Origin of the sequence: Vibrio sp. 10N.222.51.C5, from assembly GCF_041474575.1 — a bacterium.
GTDB classification, from domain to species: Bacteria; Pseudomonadota; Gammaproteobacteria; order Enterobacterales; family Vibrionaceae; genus Vibrio; species Vibrio crassostreae_C.
In genome coordinates, this window is sequence record NZ_JBFRUJ010000010.1 from 37,691 (window position 1) to 55,306 (window position 17,616).

The following is a 17,616-nucleotide window of genomic DNA, read 5'->3' on the forward strand; positions in this document are numbered from 1 at the left end:
AGTTTGCCCGTAAGCGCTAAAGTTTGCCCGTAAGAGCGTTTTGAGACAATAAAGTTTGCCCGTAGTGGCCCTGTTTACTATGGTTAATATAGGCAAACTTTGTTGGATTTAGTATGGGACGTGGGCGAAAGCTAGAATCGTTTAAAGATTTTGAACGAGCATTAAAGAATAAATACGGGATTGGGCAAGGCTTTAACTACAAACCTTGGCTTAGGATTCAGGATGTAAAATCTAAAGGTACACGCTCACTGATCTATGGTAGAAAGTCTCAACGAGATCACCATATGATGTCTTCAATTGAAAGTGAGCACTTCTACCTTGCTGAGTTTTCAAATAGTGTCATTGATATTAGAGAGCAATTTCCACTTCTTCCTTTAAATTACACGCAAAAAATAGCTAGAACACTTGGTGTAGAACACCCTAAACACCCTCAATCTAAAGAGCCTATTATCATGACAACGGATCAGTTGCTCACGATAGACTCCCCTCAAGGTACTACATATCATGCAATTTCTGTAAAACCCGAAGATGACTCGGGTGATCTACGCGTACTTGAAAAACTAGATATCGAGCGAGTCTGTTGGGAATTACTTGGAGTTAAATTTAGTTACTTTACGGGAAATGAATTAACGAGAGTTCAAAGTAGTAACCTTCATTGGGCAACATCCCCTTTTCGTGAGAGCCCAAAAGTCTTTTCTAGTGATCAGGTTGATTGTGCTCTCTCTGTTCTGGATATTGGGCAACACTTTATTGAAGACCTAAGTAATCAGTTAATATCAATGAATATTACATCTGATGATGATGCTCTATTGTTAATTCGTTACCTCATAGCTGATAAATTTATTGATGTAGATCTATCGACTAACATCTCTGAATCTGGGCTTATTGATGTGAAATATGTAGCCGAACACCAAGGCGGTATTCTATATGGATCTTCCTAGAAATAGCGTTTGGAGAGTGAATGATTCGGGTCTGTTTGAAGATGGGCTCTATCGTTTGCTGGATATCATGCAAGATGTTGAGTCTGTCATTTTATTTTCGCTTGCTGATACTTCAACAACGGTAAGGCCTATAGCCGTTTCACTAGAAAGCTTTATTGAACTCGTTTCTAGCCGCAAAGCCCAAAAAGCACATTATGAGTTGCCAACCTATCTTCTGGTTGATGAAGGTAATATTTCAGATGAACATATTAGTCGCCGAGATAAAAATTATGGTTACATCAAAGGTATTGTATTCGATCGATCCTTTGTTTTTGATTATGCGACTAAGAAACGCGTATCTCAGCTTGCTGAATATGCTAAAGACGTGGGTGTCGACCGTAAATCTTTATCTAGATTACTGACTTTATATTGGCGAAATGGGCAAGACAAAATGGCTCTATTGCCCGCCTTTTCGAAAAGTGGAGGTTCTGGGCGAGAGCGAGCTCAAACAACGAAATCCTTGGGAGCACCAAAACAACCAAGAACGATAGCTGTCGATAGAGCGGCTAAGTATATTGTCAGTGATGATGACAAAAACAAATTCAAAAAAGCGTTAAAGAAATATTACCTCAAAGAATTAGGGCTGACGCTGGCAAAAACTTATGACAACTTGCTTAAAGATAGCTATTCAAAAGAGATAAAATTAGCTGAAACTTGTGGTAGGCCTCCTTTAGTCCCAACCAAAAAACAGTTTAGTTATTGGCGAACAAAGCTATTTAGTAAAGAACAAACAATCAAACAACGAACCTCAGAAAACGATTACCTCAGAAACAAAAGAGCTGCGTTAGGGAGTATAACTGATCGAAGTTACTTGCCTGGAGCTCACTTCGAAATTGATGCAACCGTTGCTGATGTGCATATCGTATCTGAGCTTGGGTCTCAGTATATCTTAGGGCGTCCGACGATTTATATCGTTGCAGACAGAGCGAGCCGAATGATAGTTGGCATGCATGTATCGCTTTATCATGCTTCATGGCGAGCAGCACGTCAGGCATTAACGAATAGTTTCTTACCTAAATCTACTTACTGTAAAAGCTTTGGCGTAGATATTGAAGATTCAGAATGGCCTTGTGCCCACATCCCTAATGAGCTGGTTTGTGACAATGGTGAAATGATTGGGGTGCAACCCAACAAAGCACTGACGCCAATGACGAAACTATCGTTTACTCCACCATATAGGCCAGACTGTAAGGGTGTGGTAGAGAAGCGCTTTGATATTATCAATAAAGAGGTACTTCATGAGTTACTGGGTACAACGAGAGGTGGACAGGTTATACGAGGTAGTCGAGATCCACGAAAAGACGCGATCTATACGCTTAAGGAAGTTACCGCTGAAATAATAAAAGCGGTACTAGAACATAATCGTTCGATTCTTGATGGTTTAGCTTTTTCTAGCCCTTTGCTTATCGAGAATGACCTATCTCCGACACCTATTAACTATTGGAAAATACATATCGCAAAGCATCGTCATGAACTTCAATCAGCTAATGGTGATGAAGTTATAGCTAGGTTGTTGCCTTCAGCAGAGGTCAGTATGACTCGAAGCGGAATATATTTTAATGGTATGTATTACTCGTGCTCAGAAGTTGAAGAACTTAATTTGGCATCGGTCGCTAGGTCATCTGGGCGCTGGAGACTAGAGGCGCGTATTGATGAAAATACAACGAATTACATCTATGTTCGCTTAGATAAAAACAAGGAGTTCATTAGGTGTAACTTGCTGCCTCGGAGTCGAATGTTGGGTGATAAGTCTATGTATGAATCTGACTTTATACAGGATTGGCTTGATACTAAGAAAGAGTTAACACCAATATCAACGACCTCAATTGACGACCATAAACATCGCCAGGAAATAACCCGTCAAGCAAAGAAAAGAAGCAAAGATGCAGAGAAGGTCTCTTTTAGGGATAAAACAGCTAACACTCGTCAACGTCGAAAAGAAGAGCTAGAAGCCACCACCAATATGATTGCACCACCACTTGAGACTTCGGATGCCAATGATGTGCCTGCCCCTTTATCTACAGGTAACAAAATTATTCCGTTGCCAAAAGGTAGAAAAAGAAGAACTACCCGAGGTGAGCTATGAGAATTGAACCTGCTACATATCAAGATGCAATTCTGCCAGAGCATCAAGGGAACCCTCTTATAGAAGCGCTTCCAGTTAAGAAAACGTGGGAAAGTGTCATGGAGGATTTTAGTAACTACCCTGACTATGCAGAAGACATAGCCGATCACCCAGATCCATTAGTGCGTGATGAATATCTAAATCGTATAGAAGAAATCAGACAACCTCTGATTGACTATGAAGCGTGCTTCAGAGCGGTAGAGAGAGCTATAAAAAAGGGCTATTCAGCAAAGAACCCACTTAGCCCAACAACAGCGCAATATCTACACTATTTAGTCGATGAAAGACCCGATATAGAACCACGTACAGGCTTCTTTCAGCCTAAAGGTGACGGACTTACTCTTATTGGTGAAAGTGGTGTTGGTAAAACTTCAATGGTGGAGCAAGTTTTAAGCTACTTCCCGAATGTTATTGAGCATGAGTTATATCAAGGGCAACCATTAGAGCTTAGGAAGCAAGTTGTGTGGATTAAAGTGGATTGTCCTAGTAACTCAAGCGTTAGGGACTTGTGTGAAGAGATATTATCGACATTAGATCTAACTCTTGATAGGGAAAAAACAAAGCCAGCAGGAACGATAGGTGCTTTAGTTCGGCAGTTAGAGCAGTGCATGAAATCAAGCTTTATTGGCATGCTCGTTATTGATGAAATGCAGAACCTAAAGTTCAAGCGAACAGGTGGAGAAAACAACTTATTAAAATTTTTACACCGATTGATGAATAAATTGGGTGTTCCGCTTTTCTTCGTAGCAAATCCTCCGTTTGATCAATCCTTAATAAAAGAACTTAAGGCGGCTCGTCGTGCTGAAAGTGGCTATCACCACACTATGTCTGTATTAGGTCGGGACAGTGTTTCATGGAACGCGTTTGTAGATCAGTTATGGCAATACCAATGGACAAACGTTTATACGGAGCTTTCGGAAGAGCTTAATGACGCACTTCATGCACTTTCGGTTGGTAATATTGATATGGCGAGCCGCACTTACCGAGAAGCACAACGGTTAGTTATTGGCGGTGATGATGAGCGTATTACGCCTGCAACGTTAGAATCAGGTAATACTGTTGCATGCGGGCTTTCAAGACAGACTGAAGAAGTGAATGATCTCAAAGTGGCTATTTCACTACCCAAGGGTAGGAAACGTAGTACTCGGAGTATAGAAACCCCAGTGGTAAAAACTGTCGATAAAACAGGTGATATCACCAAACCACAACATCCAGAGTTTGCTTCCAAGCTTATTGAACTAGTTGAAGCTGTTGATTTAAAAGCTCGAATTGATGACCCTGACCTGTTCCAGCAAGCTGCAGGATTAGAGGACCCTATGCGTTATCTAAGATCTCGAAACATCGTTCTTGACGGTCCACTCTCAGAACTCGCCTATAGTTAATTAATAGGTCTTATCTAAACAGGAGGTTCATCATGCAGCTGCCTAAAGCACTACCTGATGAGTCTCTCTTTAGCCGTATATGCCGTTATTTGGCTATTTGTGAATACACTCCTGCGCAAGCGCTAAAGCAGCTCTTGGGAGACGAGAAAGCTTCTATTCACCCTTACCTTACATCGAATCTGCACGTTATTGGTCAGTTCTCTAATGAATCGCCACAAAATATCCTATTAGATCAAACACTTCGTCCTCTATTTTCTTATTACGTGCCGCAATATCGTGTGATTGTTGACGACGTCTCGGCAAGCTCAAATGAGATCATAAGGGCTAGTCAGCTTTCTACCTTTCGTGAAAAAGAACACTTATCTGTGAAGCACTGTCCGATATGTGCTAAAGATAATTTATACGACTTTGGTGTCGCTTATTGGCATCTAATTCATCAAGTTCCCGGAATTGAAGCTTGTTCTAAGCATAAAGTATGGCTAATTCATAATGAGCTCCCAAGCCGAAATCACGTTAACGGTCAGCTACTTCCTTATGTGGGAAGTGAATCTATCTACTGTGATGATCTAGCTAGAGATTTCGCACAATTTGTATCTAATCAAGTCCAAAGCTTAAAGTCTAAGAAACCAAGCTATAAGGCTTTGTGTAACACATATCTTAAACAATTAGGTATTAATGGTGGTTTGACATTAAGTGGCAGAGTTAAACGAAAGATCATAACAAGGGAGTTGTTTGAATTATCAGAGGCATTGTTTCCCACACATTCAGATCTGTCGATTAGGTCATCAGAAGACTATCGATTTGTTTCCACTATACTTTCTGGCCAATATCCTCAACATCCATTTAAGCATTTACTGTTGGGGTTCTATCTATCTCGAATTAAGAGCTGTGACAAAACAGATACTGGGTCGAATACTCATACAGCGTTACCAAGCAAAGAGGAACAATGTTGCGATTTATTGAGATCTGGATTATCCATGGCAGCAGTAAGTCGGGAAATTGATAGAAGTCGATGTTATGTGAAAAGCATCGCTTTGAAGAACAACATTCCGGTCAATTTGAAACCAAGAATAATTACCCCAAGCCTTAAAGCTGCTGTAGTTCACTTAGCTAAAAAAGGTTTTCATCGCGATGTTTTAGCTAAACGTCATGGTATTTCGACTGGTAGTATAGAACTAATTATCTCTACGACTACAGGGCTAGTAGAGTGGCGAAAAAGGTGTAAAGCTGAGTCTTTTCGGCGTAAATATCGTTATCAAATAATGCGATTTATTACTTCAAATCCAGATGTTTATCGTCAAAAGGTTAAATATACCCTTGAAGCTGCCTTTTTTTGGTTGTACTCACATGATCGTGAATGGCTCGAAAGTGTACTTCCAGAACCGACTCAAACACAGCATGTAGACCGAGTGGATTGGAATCGAAGGGATGAGGAACTTGTTGAAGTTGTTCGTAAGTTGGTGAGTTATTCTAACGCTAAATTATCTCGAACCGAATTGGATAGGTTCCTCGGTGGGCATGGTTGGCTGATTTCTAAAATAGAAAAGTTACCAAAGACTGGAGCGTTCCTTCGGAAAGTGGGTTTGCTCTTCGACTCCCTATAATAGGTTGTTTATATTGGCCCCTGAATAACTTACATCGACAGTTAAATGACTGCTCCTGTCTCATTTCCTATGAACTAATAGAGTAATACCGTGAACTAATGGTGGTTTTTATTGCTCTATTTAATTGTTTTATTTCAGTTGTTTAGCTATTTATGCCATTTTGTATTCTCTAGAAAGATTCAGCGCCGACATGTTTAAACAAAGCAACGCTTCATGTAAAAAGTACTCAAGGTCAGTTTGTTAGAAGATTTTTGGGAGCTAGTGATGTTAGATCAGTTTGTAAGTAATTTGGAAAGAGTCGCTAAGATACAACCTCAGATAACGACTCTTATTTTAGTATTAGTCTTATTTGGAAGTGACTTGCTTGTGTTCATTAATGACTTTATGGCGGTAATGAGATGACTTTAATGCTGTGGTCTAAAATGCCCTCGAATTGGATATCTGAGGGAGCTTTAAGAGAGTCCTTTAGTGGTGGAAGGAGTGTTAGTGATGATATCGCTGCGTTGAAATTGTTTATTGTACTGTGTCTTCTTGCTAAGCAAGTTAACCGCTCTAGTGGTAATGCGGTACACGATATTTTGGAAGTAAAAGCTACATATGATCAGCTGACAGCTATGTGCTCACTTAGCCGTTCGTTAGTATCTAGAGGTTTAAAGAAGTTACATCTGGTGGGGTTATTGTCATCTTCTGGTGTTCGAACTAAAACTTATACTTTTAATCAAGGAGTCTACCGAGGGTGGTGCAAGCTTCCTAAAAGAGCGCTTGTTAGAAATGAAGAAGAGATTCCAGCAATGGAAGCTTTCCTCAATAGGTATTCTCACGAACGTGATGCCCTCAAATGTTTTTTGTATATCCTTGCTAGTCGAAGTAATAGTAAAACTTACGTTGTTCTTAGTCGGGGAGCAATAGCCAAAAAGACTGGTGTAAGTCTGGATTCTATTGATGGTGCTATCGGATTCCTACAAAGTACTAGTTTAATTTCCAAAGTAGAGGATAAAGGTTTTTTGGCTAATTCTATTAGGCGTGATTTGTCGGATCGGCTGCATAAGTACTGGGTGATAGGTAGCAATAGTTTAAATTACAAGACATATTCGGTTGAAAGTGAAGATTCAATTTATGTGAGAGAACCATCGTTGTATTTTATAACCAACAATAATAAGTAATATATGGTTTTTGAACTTACTTTTGGGGTAAGGCTTTGATTAGTAATAAATCTTATGTAAACCCTCAGTTTGGAGAATCACTGCACAGCTTTATCTTAAGGGGGGTGTTGAGGGGGGGAGGTAGCGATTTATCTGGAGTTTTATCTAAATCTGGTGGATGGGTGTACCGACCTGAAATCCCTCATGAGATGAAGGAGGACTTCTTAAGTTTTAATAAAGTAGACCTCCTTAGTTTGTATGAATCTTATGTTATGACTTTTAACTATTCTCGATTATTCGACAATCCTTTTGCACATTTATGCGGAGAAGAGGATCGGCCAAAGCGGTTAGTAATGTCGTATAAGAATGTGTTTTATCCTAGTTATAATAAGGGTTGCTCAAAAAGCTCCTTTCCAATTAGATTCTGTAGAGAGTGTATTCAATACCAAATATGGAAGTATGGGTTTGGTTACTTTAAATCTGAATGGTATGTCGGAAAGCTGTGTTCTGTGCATGCAGTGGATTTGTCTTCAGGGCTTGTACCTTTAAATGAAACTCCCCTTAACTATATACAAAAGATCTTACAGGGGCGTGAGATAGAGTCATCTCATTCTTTTGATCTTGAATCTAGAGTTAAACTTAGAGCGGTAGAAGATGCGAGATTTGCTCCATGTCTGCAAAAGGAAGTAGTTGGATTCTTGAGTTCAAAATTCAGCTTCTTCCCTAGTGGCTACGTTGAAATTTTAGACTACGGCTTTTTAAAAGTACATGAAAGGTTAGCTATATCAAAATTATCTTTTAGGAAGCAATTACATTTTTCACCGGAAGTGTTCTACGAAGCGCTAATTGAACAAGACTATGAAGGTGCTTTAGCTTTTTTAATTGAACGAGTAGATATTACGGAAATTCAACATGTTGATGAGATGATTTCGAGTAATAAACGAGCTTTATTGAAAAGTAAGACTTCAGACTGTTCGAAGTGTTCAATACCTAAGGGTATTAAGAGTGCTGATTTTTGTCCAGCTAGTAACCTTATCTTCGCGACTTCCCAGAAACAGAGTGTATACAGTTTGACTTTCAATGCTACAGATGATGCTCTCAATAATTTAAAGAGTAAGATTCAACAGTATCAGGATGCTTTAGGTGTACGTTGTGGTGAAAGCCGAGTGAGGCAAGAGATCTCGCAGAATGAAAGGTATACGGAGTTTGGTGGGAAACATGCTTATCAGGAGCATATGAATAAGAAGAAAATGGAGATCTTGAAACTAAAGTTGTGGTGATTATTATGTAAATTTCCGTTGGAAATAGCTAGCAAGGGTGGGGGTGTTTAGGTGTGTACATTCTTGTTTCGCATAGGTAACTTTTGGAAGAGCTAGGTAGAAAGGAGCTAAGGAGGAATGTGCTTGTCGGGTATGTTTCATGGGTTTCATTAAAGCAAGCCCCTAACAATGTTGATGCATATCAAGGTTAATGATTATTGCTGTTTAATTATTTTCTAAACAGTTTAGATTGATGTAAAAGGACTTATGATAAGAAGCTACCGTGGCTTATCATTACTTTATTTCTTGTTACTTAACCTTTTAAATAATGGAATAGTGCTAATTTGCGAAACTACACTCCTTTACTCTCTAGGGTTTTACTGATTTTTTCCCTTTTTGGTTCTAGTGCTGGAATTCCTGTTTCGGCTCAAGAGGCTGGCTCCCAGTCGTCGTATGGTGTTGTTGAACAATATAGCACCAGTGCTGAAAGGGAATTTCAGAAATTAAAAAGAGATAAACTTTATTTAGATGCACAGTCTTTTGCACGCTTAAATAAAGAGCAACAGGATGAAATAATTTCTTTAACGAGAGACTTGGATGCCCTTAAAGAACAGCTTCAGTCTAATAAGGAAGGTATGGGCTTTGAAGTGTGGTTGGGCTTAACTTTAGCTAGTGTGACATTGATCGTTACTGGACTTGGTGTAATTATCGCTATTTTGGCGTTTTTTGGTTATTCAAATATTAAAGAAGCTGCGACAGCTGCAGCTGTGAAAAAGTCAGAGCTATTAGTATTGAATGCCATCAAAGATGGGCAGTTTAATCGAGTTATTTATTCCGCCGTAGAAAGAGCTGTTTACAGGGATATCCTTTCTGAAAATGACTTCCCAGAAGAAGAGGAACAGAGAGTATGAAAAGGTGTAATGAATGGTATCAATTAACTCCTGAGCAACAAAATATAATTCTTGAGCACCAAGCTTGTTTTCCTATTAAGGTTGGTGCTATTGCTAAAGCTTTTGGAATTGTAGTTAAAAGATCAACGCTAAAGCCAGGCATATCAGGTGTAATAAAGGAGTCTAACGGTGTCGTAGAAGTCAAAATAAGTAGGCATGACTCCTCGGAACGACAACGATTCACACTAGCTCACGAAATTGCACATTTTTTGTTACACAGAGATAAAATTGGTAATGGTATAGAAGATACAATGCTGTTTCGCTCTTCATTATCAAACATATTAGAAGCTCAAGCTAATAGACTGGCTGCAGATATCGTTATGCCTTTTTCATTGATTGATAGTATTGAGTTTCCAGAAGAGACTCGGATAGAAATAAGAGTTGAGGAAGTAGCGAAAGTATCTGAATTATCTATACCAGCTATAGAAGTAAGATTGGGTAAGAAGGGGTTCTAGAATGTTTGACAGTAGTTTTTCTTATCAGTATTGCCCTATTCTTTCAATTAGCCCGTCTGAACTCCAAGGATTGAAAGAGCTTCCCGACAAAGATAAAAACTTAATTTTACCGGTATTTCCTCTTAAGTCTTGGGCTTCTTCAAAGGAATTAAAAAATTCCATTTCTAAAGTAGAAGAGTCTATTGGAAAAGATAGAAAATGGATTGCTGACATAGATTATGAAGATTTACTTGCACGAAAGAAAGAAGCCTATCGTCCAGTTCATCATGATTTACTAGAATTGATCAAACCTACGAATGGTTATCGTAATTGGTGTAACTTTATAAAAGAACACACTAAAGCAGTGCCTTGTCTTCAACTGAAAGAGCTAAGTGAGATTGAAACTCAAATTAAGGTACTTAGTACATTTGGAAGAGGCATTGTTGTAAAACTTAAGCAAGTGGATCTTGAGTCTCAAAGGTATCAATCAATACTCCCTAATTTAAAAGATGTTGATGACCTATTGATTATTTTAGATCTTGAGCAAATAACAAAAGAACAAGTTGAGTTGAGCCATCAAGTACTTTTGTACTTGAAAGCTATAAAAATGATGCTTCCTAAAGCGATGTTATCCCTTTCTTCTACATCTTTTCCTGATAGTTTCGGTGGTTACTATAAAGGGGTGAAGAGTATTTATGAAAGGGCTCTATTTGATAAGGTTAAATCTTCAATTTCTGATTTGGTATATTCTGATCGTGGTAGTGCAAGGGCGACTAAAATGTCTGGAGGAGCAGGTGTTCCGCCACCAAGAATAGACTATGCGTGTAGGAATGAGTGGAATTTTATTCGAATGGAGTTTAGTGAGGTTTCAGAGTCATTAACGAAAAGTGAAAAACAAGCTCTAGTAAGAAAAGAAAAAATGGAGTTGTATACGCTCATCTCCAAACAGATTATGAAAGAACCCTACTGGGAGGATGAGCTTGCATTATGGGCAAATTACATAATTGAGCTGACTAGCAAGGGGGATGAGTTTGGTATTAATAGCGCTCAAAAAGCTACAGCAGTCCGAATCAACAAGCACCTCTATACTCAGTTACACTATGACTCATTAGATGTAATGGGAGATACTGATGATGATTGGGAAGACTAATATTTGTTAATAGCTATTAGAAGGAGGCTTTAACTTGGGGAAGTTAAGGTCTCTGCAAACTTTTTAAAAGCAGCTGCATGTTGCTCTATATTATCCCAGAATTCTCTACTCTGTTTTTTCTCAAGTTCTTTTTTATCTCTATGCTCACCAAATCGACTTAGAATTTTTATATCTTCTCTCTCCACCTCTCTGTTGGTTGTAGCTGTCATAAATGTGTGTGTTACAGTTGAAAATTTTCGTCTCAGTGTAGCTTCTACGCCCTGACGTAGGATTTTGTTTGAAACGGAGCCTAGAGATTTCTCAACAGACCCCCTATCCTTTTCGGTTTTGAATTCTAGTTTCGAAGATAGCTTGTGTAGGTCGATGAGGTCCATCATGTCAATCAGTTTTGAACTATCAATCTTTCGTTGAAGCTGTCCTCTTTGTTTAACTTTGATTTTAGAGTTATTTACTTCCCATAACCCCACATTCTTAGGCAGGGAGTTAGTAAGCATGGAAGTGAATTTTTTATCTGAGACTACGACAACTTTGTCAAAATACTCCAAATATTTGTCGACTTGACCGCTTAACCTGTTTAAAGAGTCTGCTTCGCTTTTAATTTCGAACGCTAGAAGTTTACCCTGATTATAGATAGCTAAATCGACACGTCGGGAGAAGTCGCCTACAGTCAACTCACTCATAATAATAGAGTTTTCGTCAATGATGCTTCTATCTCGTAGATAGTTAAGGGTAAGAGCTTTTATGTCAGGCTCTAAAAATCTGAGTTTCTCTTTCATTGCTTAAGTTAGGAGTATCTTTGTATTGGTCAACGTCTCTATATTAGCATAATTTAGCGTTATAAAAGGTAGTTATGGCCTGTAGCTTGTTGTATTTGGCTCCTTCATGACAAAGTCCCTCTATGGCTATGATTATTAGGGGGAATGTGGATGAACTCTGTTGGAACAATGGATTGCGGACGAAAATTAGAGTCGTTGGAAGATTTTGAATGAGATTTATGCGTAGTAAAGGGAGCCTAGAGAGGAGAGTGTACAAAAGTCGGTTCACTACCAAAAAGCCGCTGTTTTTACTTGCTTAGTGTTGGAAGGTGATAAAGATTGAGTGTTTGGACTATATCACTTAGAACACATGTTCTACATCGATAGTGTGTCCTATTTTTTATGTTATTAAGATAAATGGACGGAACTACCGATACACCTGTAAAGCATGATGGGAAAGTTCTATTAGCTATCTAGCTCAGCAACGAGCACTAGAGGAAGCGACCTTACATTAATACAAGTATTTTCAGCACAAGGTTCAGTGGTAGTTCCTGTCATTCACTCTCTATTTTAGCACAATATGCAACAGAAACTTTTGAGTATATAATATTGCAACTGGTTGTTATTAGGAATTGTCGGGCTATATGTTAAGACTCAAGTTGAATGATAGATCGTTATTTGGTAACGATGCTGGCGAGGATGAATCTCAGGAAGTACTTAATTCATACTTTATTGAAAATGATGAATTTGATGACTTTTATGATGATGAACATCGTCTATGCGTTGTAAATGCTAGAAAAGGTATGGGTAAGTCAGCCTTATTGTCAAAACTTGACTATGACTTGGCGTTTAAAAAGGAATATAACAGCCCAATAGTTATTCGTGTTACGGGAAACTCATTACTTGGGTTAGGGGATTTTAATGGTAAAGATTCTGCGTACCTTGAAAATTATTGGAAGCAAATTATCTGTAAGGAAATCAACATCCATATAGGTAAGACCATTAACTTTGCTTTAACTAGTGATGAAATGTCGATGGTCGAGATCTCTGAGCTAGAAGGCATGAAGAGCAAAAACTTAATTGGTGGGCTCATATCTCGAATAAAAGGTAAAATTCCTGTATTTGGTGCTGAAACTCAAGGGTTTCAACCGAAAAAGTTAGAAAATCTTCTTAACAACTATTTAGAAGAAAATAGAGAAAAAAAAGTATGGTTACTGGTTGATGATATTGACGCAAAATATATAGACAGTGAAGACTTTCAGTATCGTATTAGCTCTTTCTTCAGTGCAATCCGTGGACTTTGTTTTGATGTCAAAAACTTGAATGTTAGAGCAACAGTGCGCTCTGATGTCTGGACAAACTTAAGACATGTAGAAGATCTTGATAAATGGGATCAATATATTGTAAATATTGTTTGGACAAAAAAACAAATGAGAGAGATGCTGGCGAAGAAAATACTTTCTTATGTTCAAAGAAAGCACCCTTCGTCTATCGAAGCAAAGTATAAGTACGACCGAGACTATAATAAATTATTCCAGCTAATATTTATTAGTCCTATAAAATGGGGGGGGAAAGAAGCTCCTGTTTTTGATGCTATTAACGCATTTTCAAACCACCGTCCTCGTTCTATGGGGCAATTATGTAGAATGGCTGCAATTCAGGCTCATAAAAGTCGTTGTAAAGTGTCCTTAAGGCAGTTTAATGAGGTTTTGACAAAATATGGTCAAAATAGACGCGATGATTTGATAAAAGAACATCAACACCAATTTCCTGAGCTGGAAAACTTGATCGATTCATTTAGAGCTGGTCAAAAAGAATATACTTTTTCAGAGTTGGAAATGGTATTGGATAGTAAATTTATAAAAGGGCGAGATGCGTCAGACATTCCAGTTATTGATGGTAAACCATACTGTGAACTTATCGATTTAGGTCACTTTGTATACAAGACAGGTTTGATCTCTAAGTTGCCTGATAATTCTCAGCAATTTACATTTTATACTGATGACCCAGATCTATTTTATTCTCAGCAAAACCGAAATAATGATCTTATCTGGACTGTGCACCCAAGCTATCGAAAGTACCTAAATATCAACTAATAAAAGATAGCTTACAAGAGCTTAAGATGTTTTTTAATCTGATAGCAAACGGTTTAGCTTAGTGACCGTAAATCGTTTTTTCCAAAGTGTGTCAGTCGAATTTAAACCGACTCGGATATTAACAGAAGTGTAGCTCTTCAAGGGGTTATGTAGAACCGTTATCTTGAGGGGTTTGTTTAATGTTAGCGGCTATATCTAGTTAGTCTAAAATGACTCTGATAAAAGGGTGCTTCGGGGTTAGAGAACATCTTTAATAGTGAAGCTTTAGTTGCGATGAATACTGATTGCGTATTGTTTCCTTGCCGCGTCGTCAATACGGTACGGAGAGAGTAAGTCACATCAATATTCAAAGGTGCAAGTGAATCGCAGTTCACAAACCATAATAACGACTTCTTGCTTCCATTTTCGATAGCTTCAAGAAAAGCAGAGTTTTCTTTTGCAGATAGTGCAGCTGCAGCAGTGTCGTATTCAGAAAAGTCTAAATAATGAACACTTATATCTTTTTGTCTAGCAAGTAAGGTAACAGTTTTAATGAAGTCTGGGTGAAGTGCTGCTGAATCAGCAGTCGAGATTCTAAAGTCCATATCCCATGCATTGAGCACAAAGATTTCAGGAGATATTTGATGCTCAGGAAAGATTTTTTTGTTTTTACTCAATCTACACCCTATTGGCTGTTTGGGTTACTTTAATAGAATAAATCATGAGTAATCAATGTACCATGCCATACTGAATTTTAGAAATTGTGGTACGTCTAGCCTTGCTTCATCAACCAACGCAGTTTGTTCTTGGCATTGAACTACAGCTAAAAATTTATGCGAGTTCTCGCCAATGGATTGAGGTTAGTTTGTGTGGAAGGTTAAATTTTGATTAAACGTTGTTCTCCCATAATTGTAGCGGGTGTCTGATGGTTCAGACAGTTCTTGCGGGCAAACTTTATTGTCTCATTTGAGTTTTACGGGCAAACTTTATTGTCGCTACACATAAGCTTTGAGCCTATCCATTAGATTTTAAATTACATAAAAATGGCGAGTCATAGGACTCGCCATTTTTGTATTCAAAGCTTGTTATCGTTGATAATTCGGGAAGTCGCGTAGTGCGATAATCCTAATCTTTCTGGGCATTAACTTTCAGGGCTGAGGTTGTTTTTCTTCTTTCCCCATTTGATCTGCTGGATAACAAGGCCGGCAATGATAAGTACCAAGCCAAACAGGGTCGCTGGGTGAATCTCTTCGCCGATAATAGTGGAAAGTAGCATCAACGAGATAAACGGTGACGCAAAAATTAGGTTGCTGATACGTGCCGTGTTGTTGGTCAGTTTTAATGCCGAGAGCCACAAGACAAAGGTAATGCCCATCTCGAACAGGCCAACATAAGTTACGGCCATCCAACCTTTCGCTGTGATTTGGCTAAAGCTCTCGCCTTCAAAAAGGGTTAAACCGATCGCGAAAGGTAATGCCACTAAGAAACCAAGCAGTACGCCAACCACTGGGTCAGCCTTGTTTTTGGTGTTGAGAATCCAATATCCTGCCCAAAGCAGAGTAGAAAGCAGCGCCAGTGCCACACCGAGTGGGCTATCGAACTGCATGCCTAACACATCGCCTTTGGTGGCAATAACTACCACACCCGCATAGCTGAAGGTACACGCAATCCAATCTTGCTTACGAATCTTTTGCCCCAGAAAAACCGCCGCCATTAAGGTTAGCGTGATAGCCCAGCTGTAGTTGATGGCTTGAGCTTGAGAAGCGGGCAGCAGGTCGTAGGCTTTGAATAGAATCAGGTAATAAGCCAATGGGTTAACCAAGCCGAGCAGCAGGTAATACCAAGGGTTTGAAAGGAACGTTGTACTCAGCTGAGAGAGCTTACCTTGAAAGGCGCAGACTGCGATCAGCGCAATCGACGACACAATACTGGCAATGGTCAGCATTTGAATCGGTGAAAACTCAGCAAGGGTCAGCTTAAAAGCAGTAGCGACCGTTGACCACAGCAGTACTGCGGAAAGGCCAAAGCCCAAGGCACGACGTTCGTTCATGGCAACTCATTCTAATTTGATGGGACAGAATACGGAGCGCCTAGTCTATCTGTCGAATTTTAATACGGCAAACTGGACATTTATCCAGTATCAAAATACCATTTAATGAGTTATTTCCAATTAGGCTAAATCATTATCATGCAATGGATTATCGAACATCAGGCAACGCTTATTGCTGCAATTTCTGGCGCGCTCGTCAGCGGCGGTGTCGTGGGTTGGTGGATTAAACAGAAGCTCTCTTTTCAGCAGCGATTGCTCGAGCAGCAGCTAGAGTCCGATCGTTTGTTGCATGAATCTCAGCAAGCTCAGCTCAAATCATCACTCGCAGAGGCGCAACAAGAGCTCGATGAGTTAGATGATGACCGAGACAAAGCGGCATTCGAGCTCAAGCAGGCGCACGGTAAGGTGATGGCTGCAATGGAAAAACTGCGCTACTTTGAGGCGGTAAAGCAAGAGCGCCAGCAGTACGCTGATGAGATCAATGTGCTTAAAGATCATAAGTCTGAATTAGAAGCCGAGCTGCGCGAGCAAGAAGCAAGGCATGACCAAGAAAACCTCGCCAATAGCGAAAAGCTGCAGTTGCTAGAGCAAGCTGAATCACGACTTAAGCAGCAGTTTGAATTGTTAGCGAACCAACTGTTTGAAACCAAAACCGCCAAGGTCGATCAGCAGAATAAGCAGAGCCTAGAAGGTTTGTTGTCTCCACTAAGAGAGCAGTTGGAAGGCTTTAAGAAACAAGTGAACGACAGCTTCAGCCAAGAAGCCAAAGAGCGTCATACTTTGGTGCATGAGCTTAAAAACCTGCAGCGTCTTAATGAGAGTATGACGCGTGAAGCGGTGAACCTGACTCAAGCGCTAAAGGGTGACAACAAACAACAAGGTAACTGGGGCGAGGTGGTGCTGGCTCGCGTGCTTGCTGAATCAGGACTGCGCGAAGGCCACGAATACCAAACGCAAGTGAACCTGCAAAACGATGCGGGCAAGCGTTATCAACCGGATGTGATTGTGCATCTGCCACAAGATAAGCAAGTGGTGGTCGATTCCAAAATGGCGTTGGTGGCATTTGAACGCTACTTCAATGCCGAAACCGACCAGCAGCGTGATGCTGCATTGCGTGATCACTTGGTGTCGTTAAGAGCGCACATCAAAGGTTTGAGCCAGAAAGATTATCATCAGCTCAAAGGCATCCAAAGCTTGGATTACGTGTTGATGTTTATCCCGGTTGAGCCAGCATTCCAAGTCGCTATTCAAGCCGACCCTAGCTTGGTGAAAGACGCGATGGAGCAAAATATCATCTTGGTCAGCCCAACGACCTTGCTGGTGGCACTGCGTACCATTGATAACCTGTGGCGTAATGAAAGACAGAACCAGAACGCTCAAGTCATCGCAGAGCGTGCAAGTAAGCTTTACGACAAACTGCGCTTGTTTGTGGATGATATGGAAGGCCTTGGTAGCTCGTTAGATAGAGCCAACCAAAGCTATCAAGGTGCGATGAATAAGCTAGTAACAGGCCGTGGCAACGTGATTCGTCAGGCCGAAAGCTTCAAGCAATTGGGTGTTGAAGTGAAGAAACCGATCTCGATTGGTTTGGCTGAAATGGCGCAAAATGAGGCTTTTTCAGAAAATGCCTCCTTAGTAGAAAGACAACCTGCTGAGGATAAAGTAAACTAATCGGCCGCAGCGCCTCTAAACACAAAGAGCGCTGTCGAT

At 39.8% G+C, this 17,616-nt stretch carries 14 protein-coding genes; 11 read left to right on the plus strand and 3 right to left on the minus strand.

The window, feature by feature from the left end; genetic code table 11:
* Positions 1 to 113: 113 nt before the first annotated feature.
* From AB4558_RS03395 to AB4558_RS03435, 9 genes are all read left to right on the plus strand, one after another.
* Entirely contained in the window at positions 114 to 941 is an 828-nt protein-coding gene (locus tag AB4558_RS03395; protein ID WP_372157985.1) for a TnsA endonuclease N-terminal domain-containing protein, read from the plus strand.
* Complete coding sequence (locus AB4558_RS03400; RefSeq protein WP_372157987.1) at positions 928 to 3,066, plus strand: transposase; 2,139 nt, start codon at positions 928 to 930, stop codon at positions 3,064 to 3,066. The genes AB4558_RS03395 and AB4558_RS03400 overlap by 14 nt, the downstream gene beginning before the upstream one ends.
* Complete coding sequence (locus AB4558_RS03405) at positions 3,063 to 4,487, plus strand: ATP-binding protein (protein WP_372157990.1); 1,425 nt, start codon at positions 3,063 to 3,065, stop codon at positions 4,485 to 4,487. The genes AB4558_RS03400 and AB4558_RS03405 overlap by 4 nt, the downstream gene beginning before the upstream one ends.
* 32 nt (positions 4,488 to 4,519) lie before the next feature.
* Positions 4,520 to 6,091 (plus strand): TnsD family Tn7-like transposition protein, encoded by a 1,572-nt coding sequence (locus tag AB4558_RS03410; protein ID WP_372157992.1) that lies wholly within the window; start codon positions 4,520 to 4,522, stop codon positions 6,089 to 6,091.
* Positions 6,092 to 6,489: 398 nt separating this feature from the next.
* Positions 6,490 to 7,254 (plus strand): hypothetical protein, encoded by a 765-nt coding sequence (locus tag AB4558_RS03415; RefSeq protein WP_372157995.1) that lies wholly within the window; start codon positions 6,490 to 6,492, stop codon positions 7,252 to 7,254.
* A 35-nt stretch (positions 7,255 to 7,289) separates the two neighbouring features.
* Entirely contained in the window at positions 7,290 to 8,513 is a 1,224-nt protein-coding gene (locus AB4558_RS03420; protein ID WP_372157998.1) for a hypothetical protein, read from the plus strand.
* 323 nt (positions 8,514 to 8,836) lie between these two features.
* The gene (locus AB4558_RS03425; protein ID WP_372158000.1) at positions 8,837 to 9,403 is read left to right on the plus strand and encodes a hypothetical protein; all 567 of its coding nucleotides are present in this window, start codon (positions 8,837 to 8,839) and stop codon (positions 9,401 to 9,403) included.
* Positions 9,400 to 9,897 carry an ImmA/IrrE family metallo-endopeptidase gene (locus tag AB4558_RS03430; RefSeq protein ID WP_372158003.1) on the plus strand — a complete coding sequence of 166 codons (498 nt, stop codon included), beginning with the start codon at positions 9,400 to 9,402 and terminating at the stop codon, positions 9,895 to 9,897. The genes AB4558_RS03425 and AB4558_RS03430 overlap by 4 nt, the downstream gene beginning before the upstream one ends.
* Position 9,898: 1 nt before the next feature.
* Positions 9,899 to 11,026, plus strand: a complete 1,128-nt coding sequence (locus tag AB4558_RS03435) for a beta family protein (RefSeq protein ID WP_372158006.1) — start codon at positions 9,899 to 9,901, stop codon at positions 11,024 to 11,026.
* Between the two features lie 29 nt (positions 11,027 to 11,055).
* Here AB4558_RS03435 and AB4558_RS03440 read toward each other — a convergent pair whose 3' ends face one another.
* Positions 11,056 to 11,802: a sce7726 family protein gene (locus AB4558_RS03440; RefSeq protein WP_372158009.1), complete on the minus strand. Its 747-nt coding sequence runs from the start codon at positions 11,800 to 11,802 to the stop codon at positions 11,056 to 11,058.
* A gap of 623 nt (positions 11,803 to 12,425) precedes the next feature.
* Between AB4558_RS03440 and AB4558_RS03445 the strand changes: the two genes are divergently transcribed.
* Positions 12,426 to 13,877: a P-loop ATPase, Sll1717 family gene (locus tag AB4558_RS03445; RefSeq protein ID WP_372158012.1), complete on the plus strand. Its 1,452-nt coding sequence runs from the start codon at positions 12,426 to 12,428 to the stop codon at positions 13,875 to 13,877.
* A gap of 182 nt (positions 13,878 to 14,059) precedes the next feature.
* On the opposite strand, the gene AB4558_RS03450 is transcribed toward AB4558_RS03445, so the two are convergent.
* Complete coding sequence (locus AB4558_RS03450) at positions 14,060 to 14,533, minus strand: hypothetical protein (RefSeq protein ID WP_372158015.1); 474 nt, start codon at positions 14,531 to 14,533, stop codon at positions 14,060 to 14,062.
* A 464-nt stretch (positions 14,534 to 14,997) separates the two neighbouring features.
* Positions 14,998 to 15,906, minus strand: coding sequence for a DMT family transporter (locus tag AB4558_RS03455; protein WP_017063048.1), 909 nt, complete (start codon positions 15,904 to 15,906; stop codon positions 14,998 to 15,000).
* Between the two features lie 138 nt (positions 15,907 to 16,044).
* On the opposite strand from AB4558_RS03455, the gene rmuC reads away from it, so the two are divergent.
* Positions 16,045 to 17,577: a DNA recombination protein RmuC gene (rmuC, locus tag AB4558_RS03460; protein ID WP_371721998.1), complete on the plus strand. Its 1,533-nt coding sequence runs from the start codon at positions 16,045 to 16,047 to the stop codon at positions 17,575 to 17,577.
* Positions 17,578 to 17,616 lie beyond the last annotated feature (39 nt).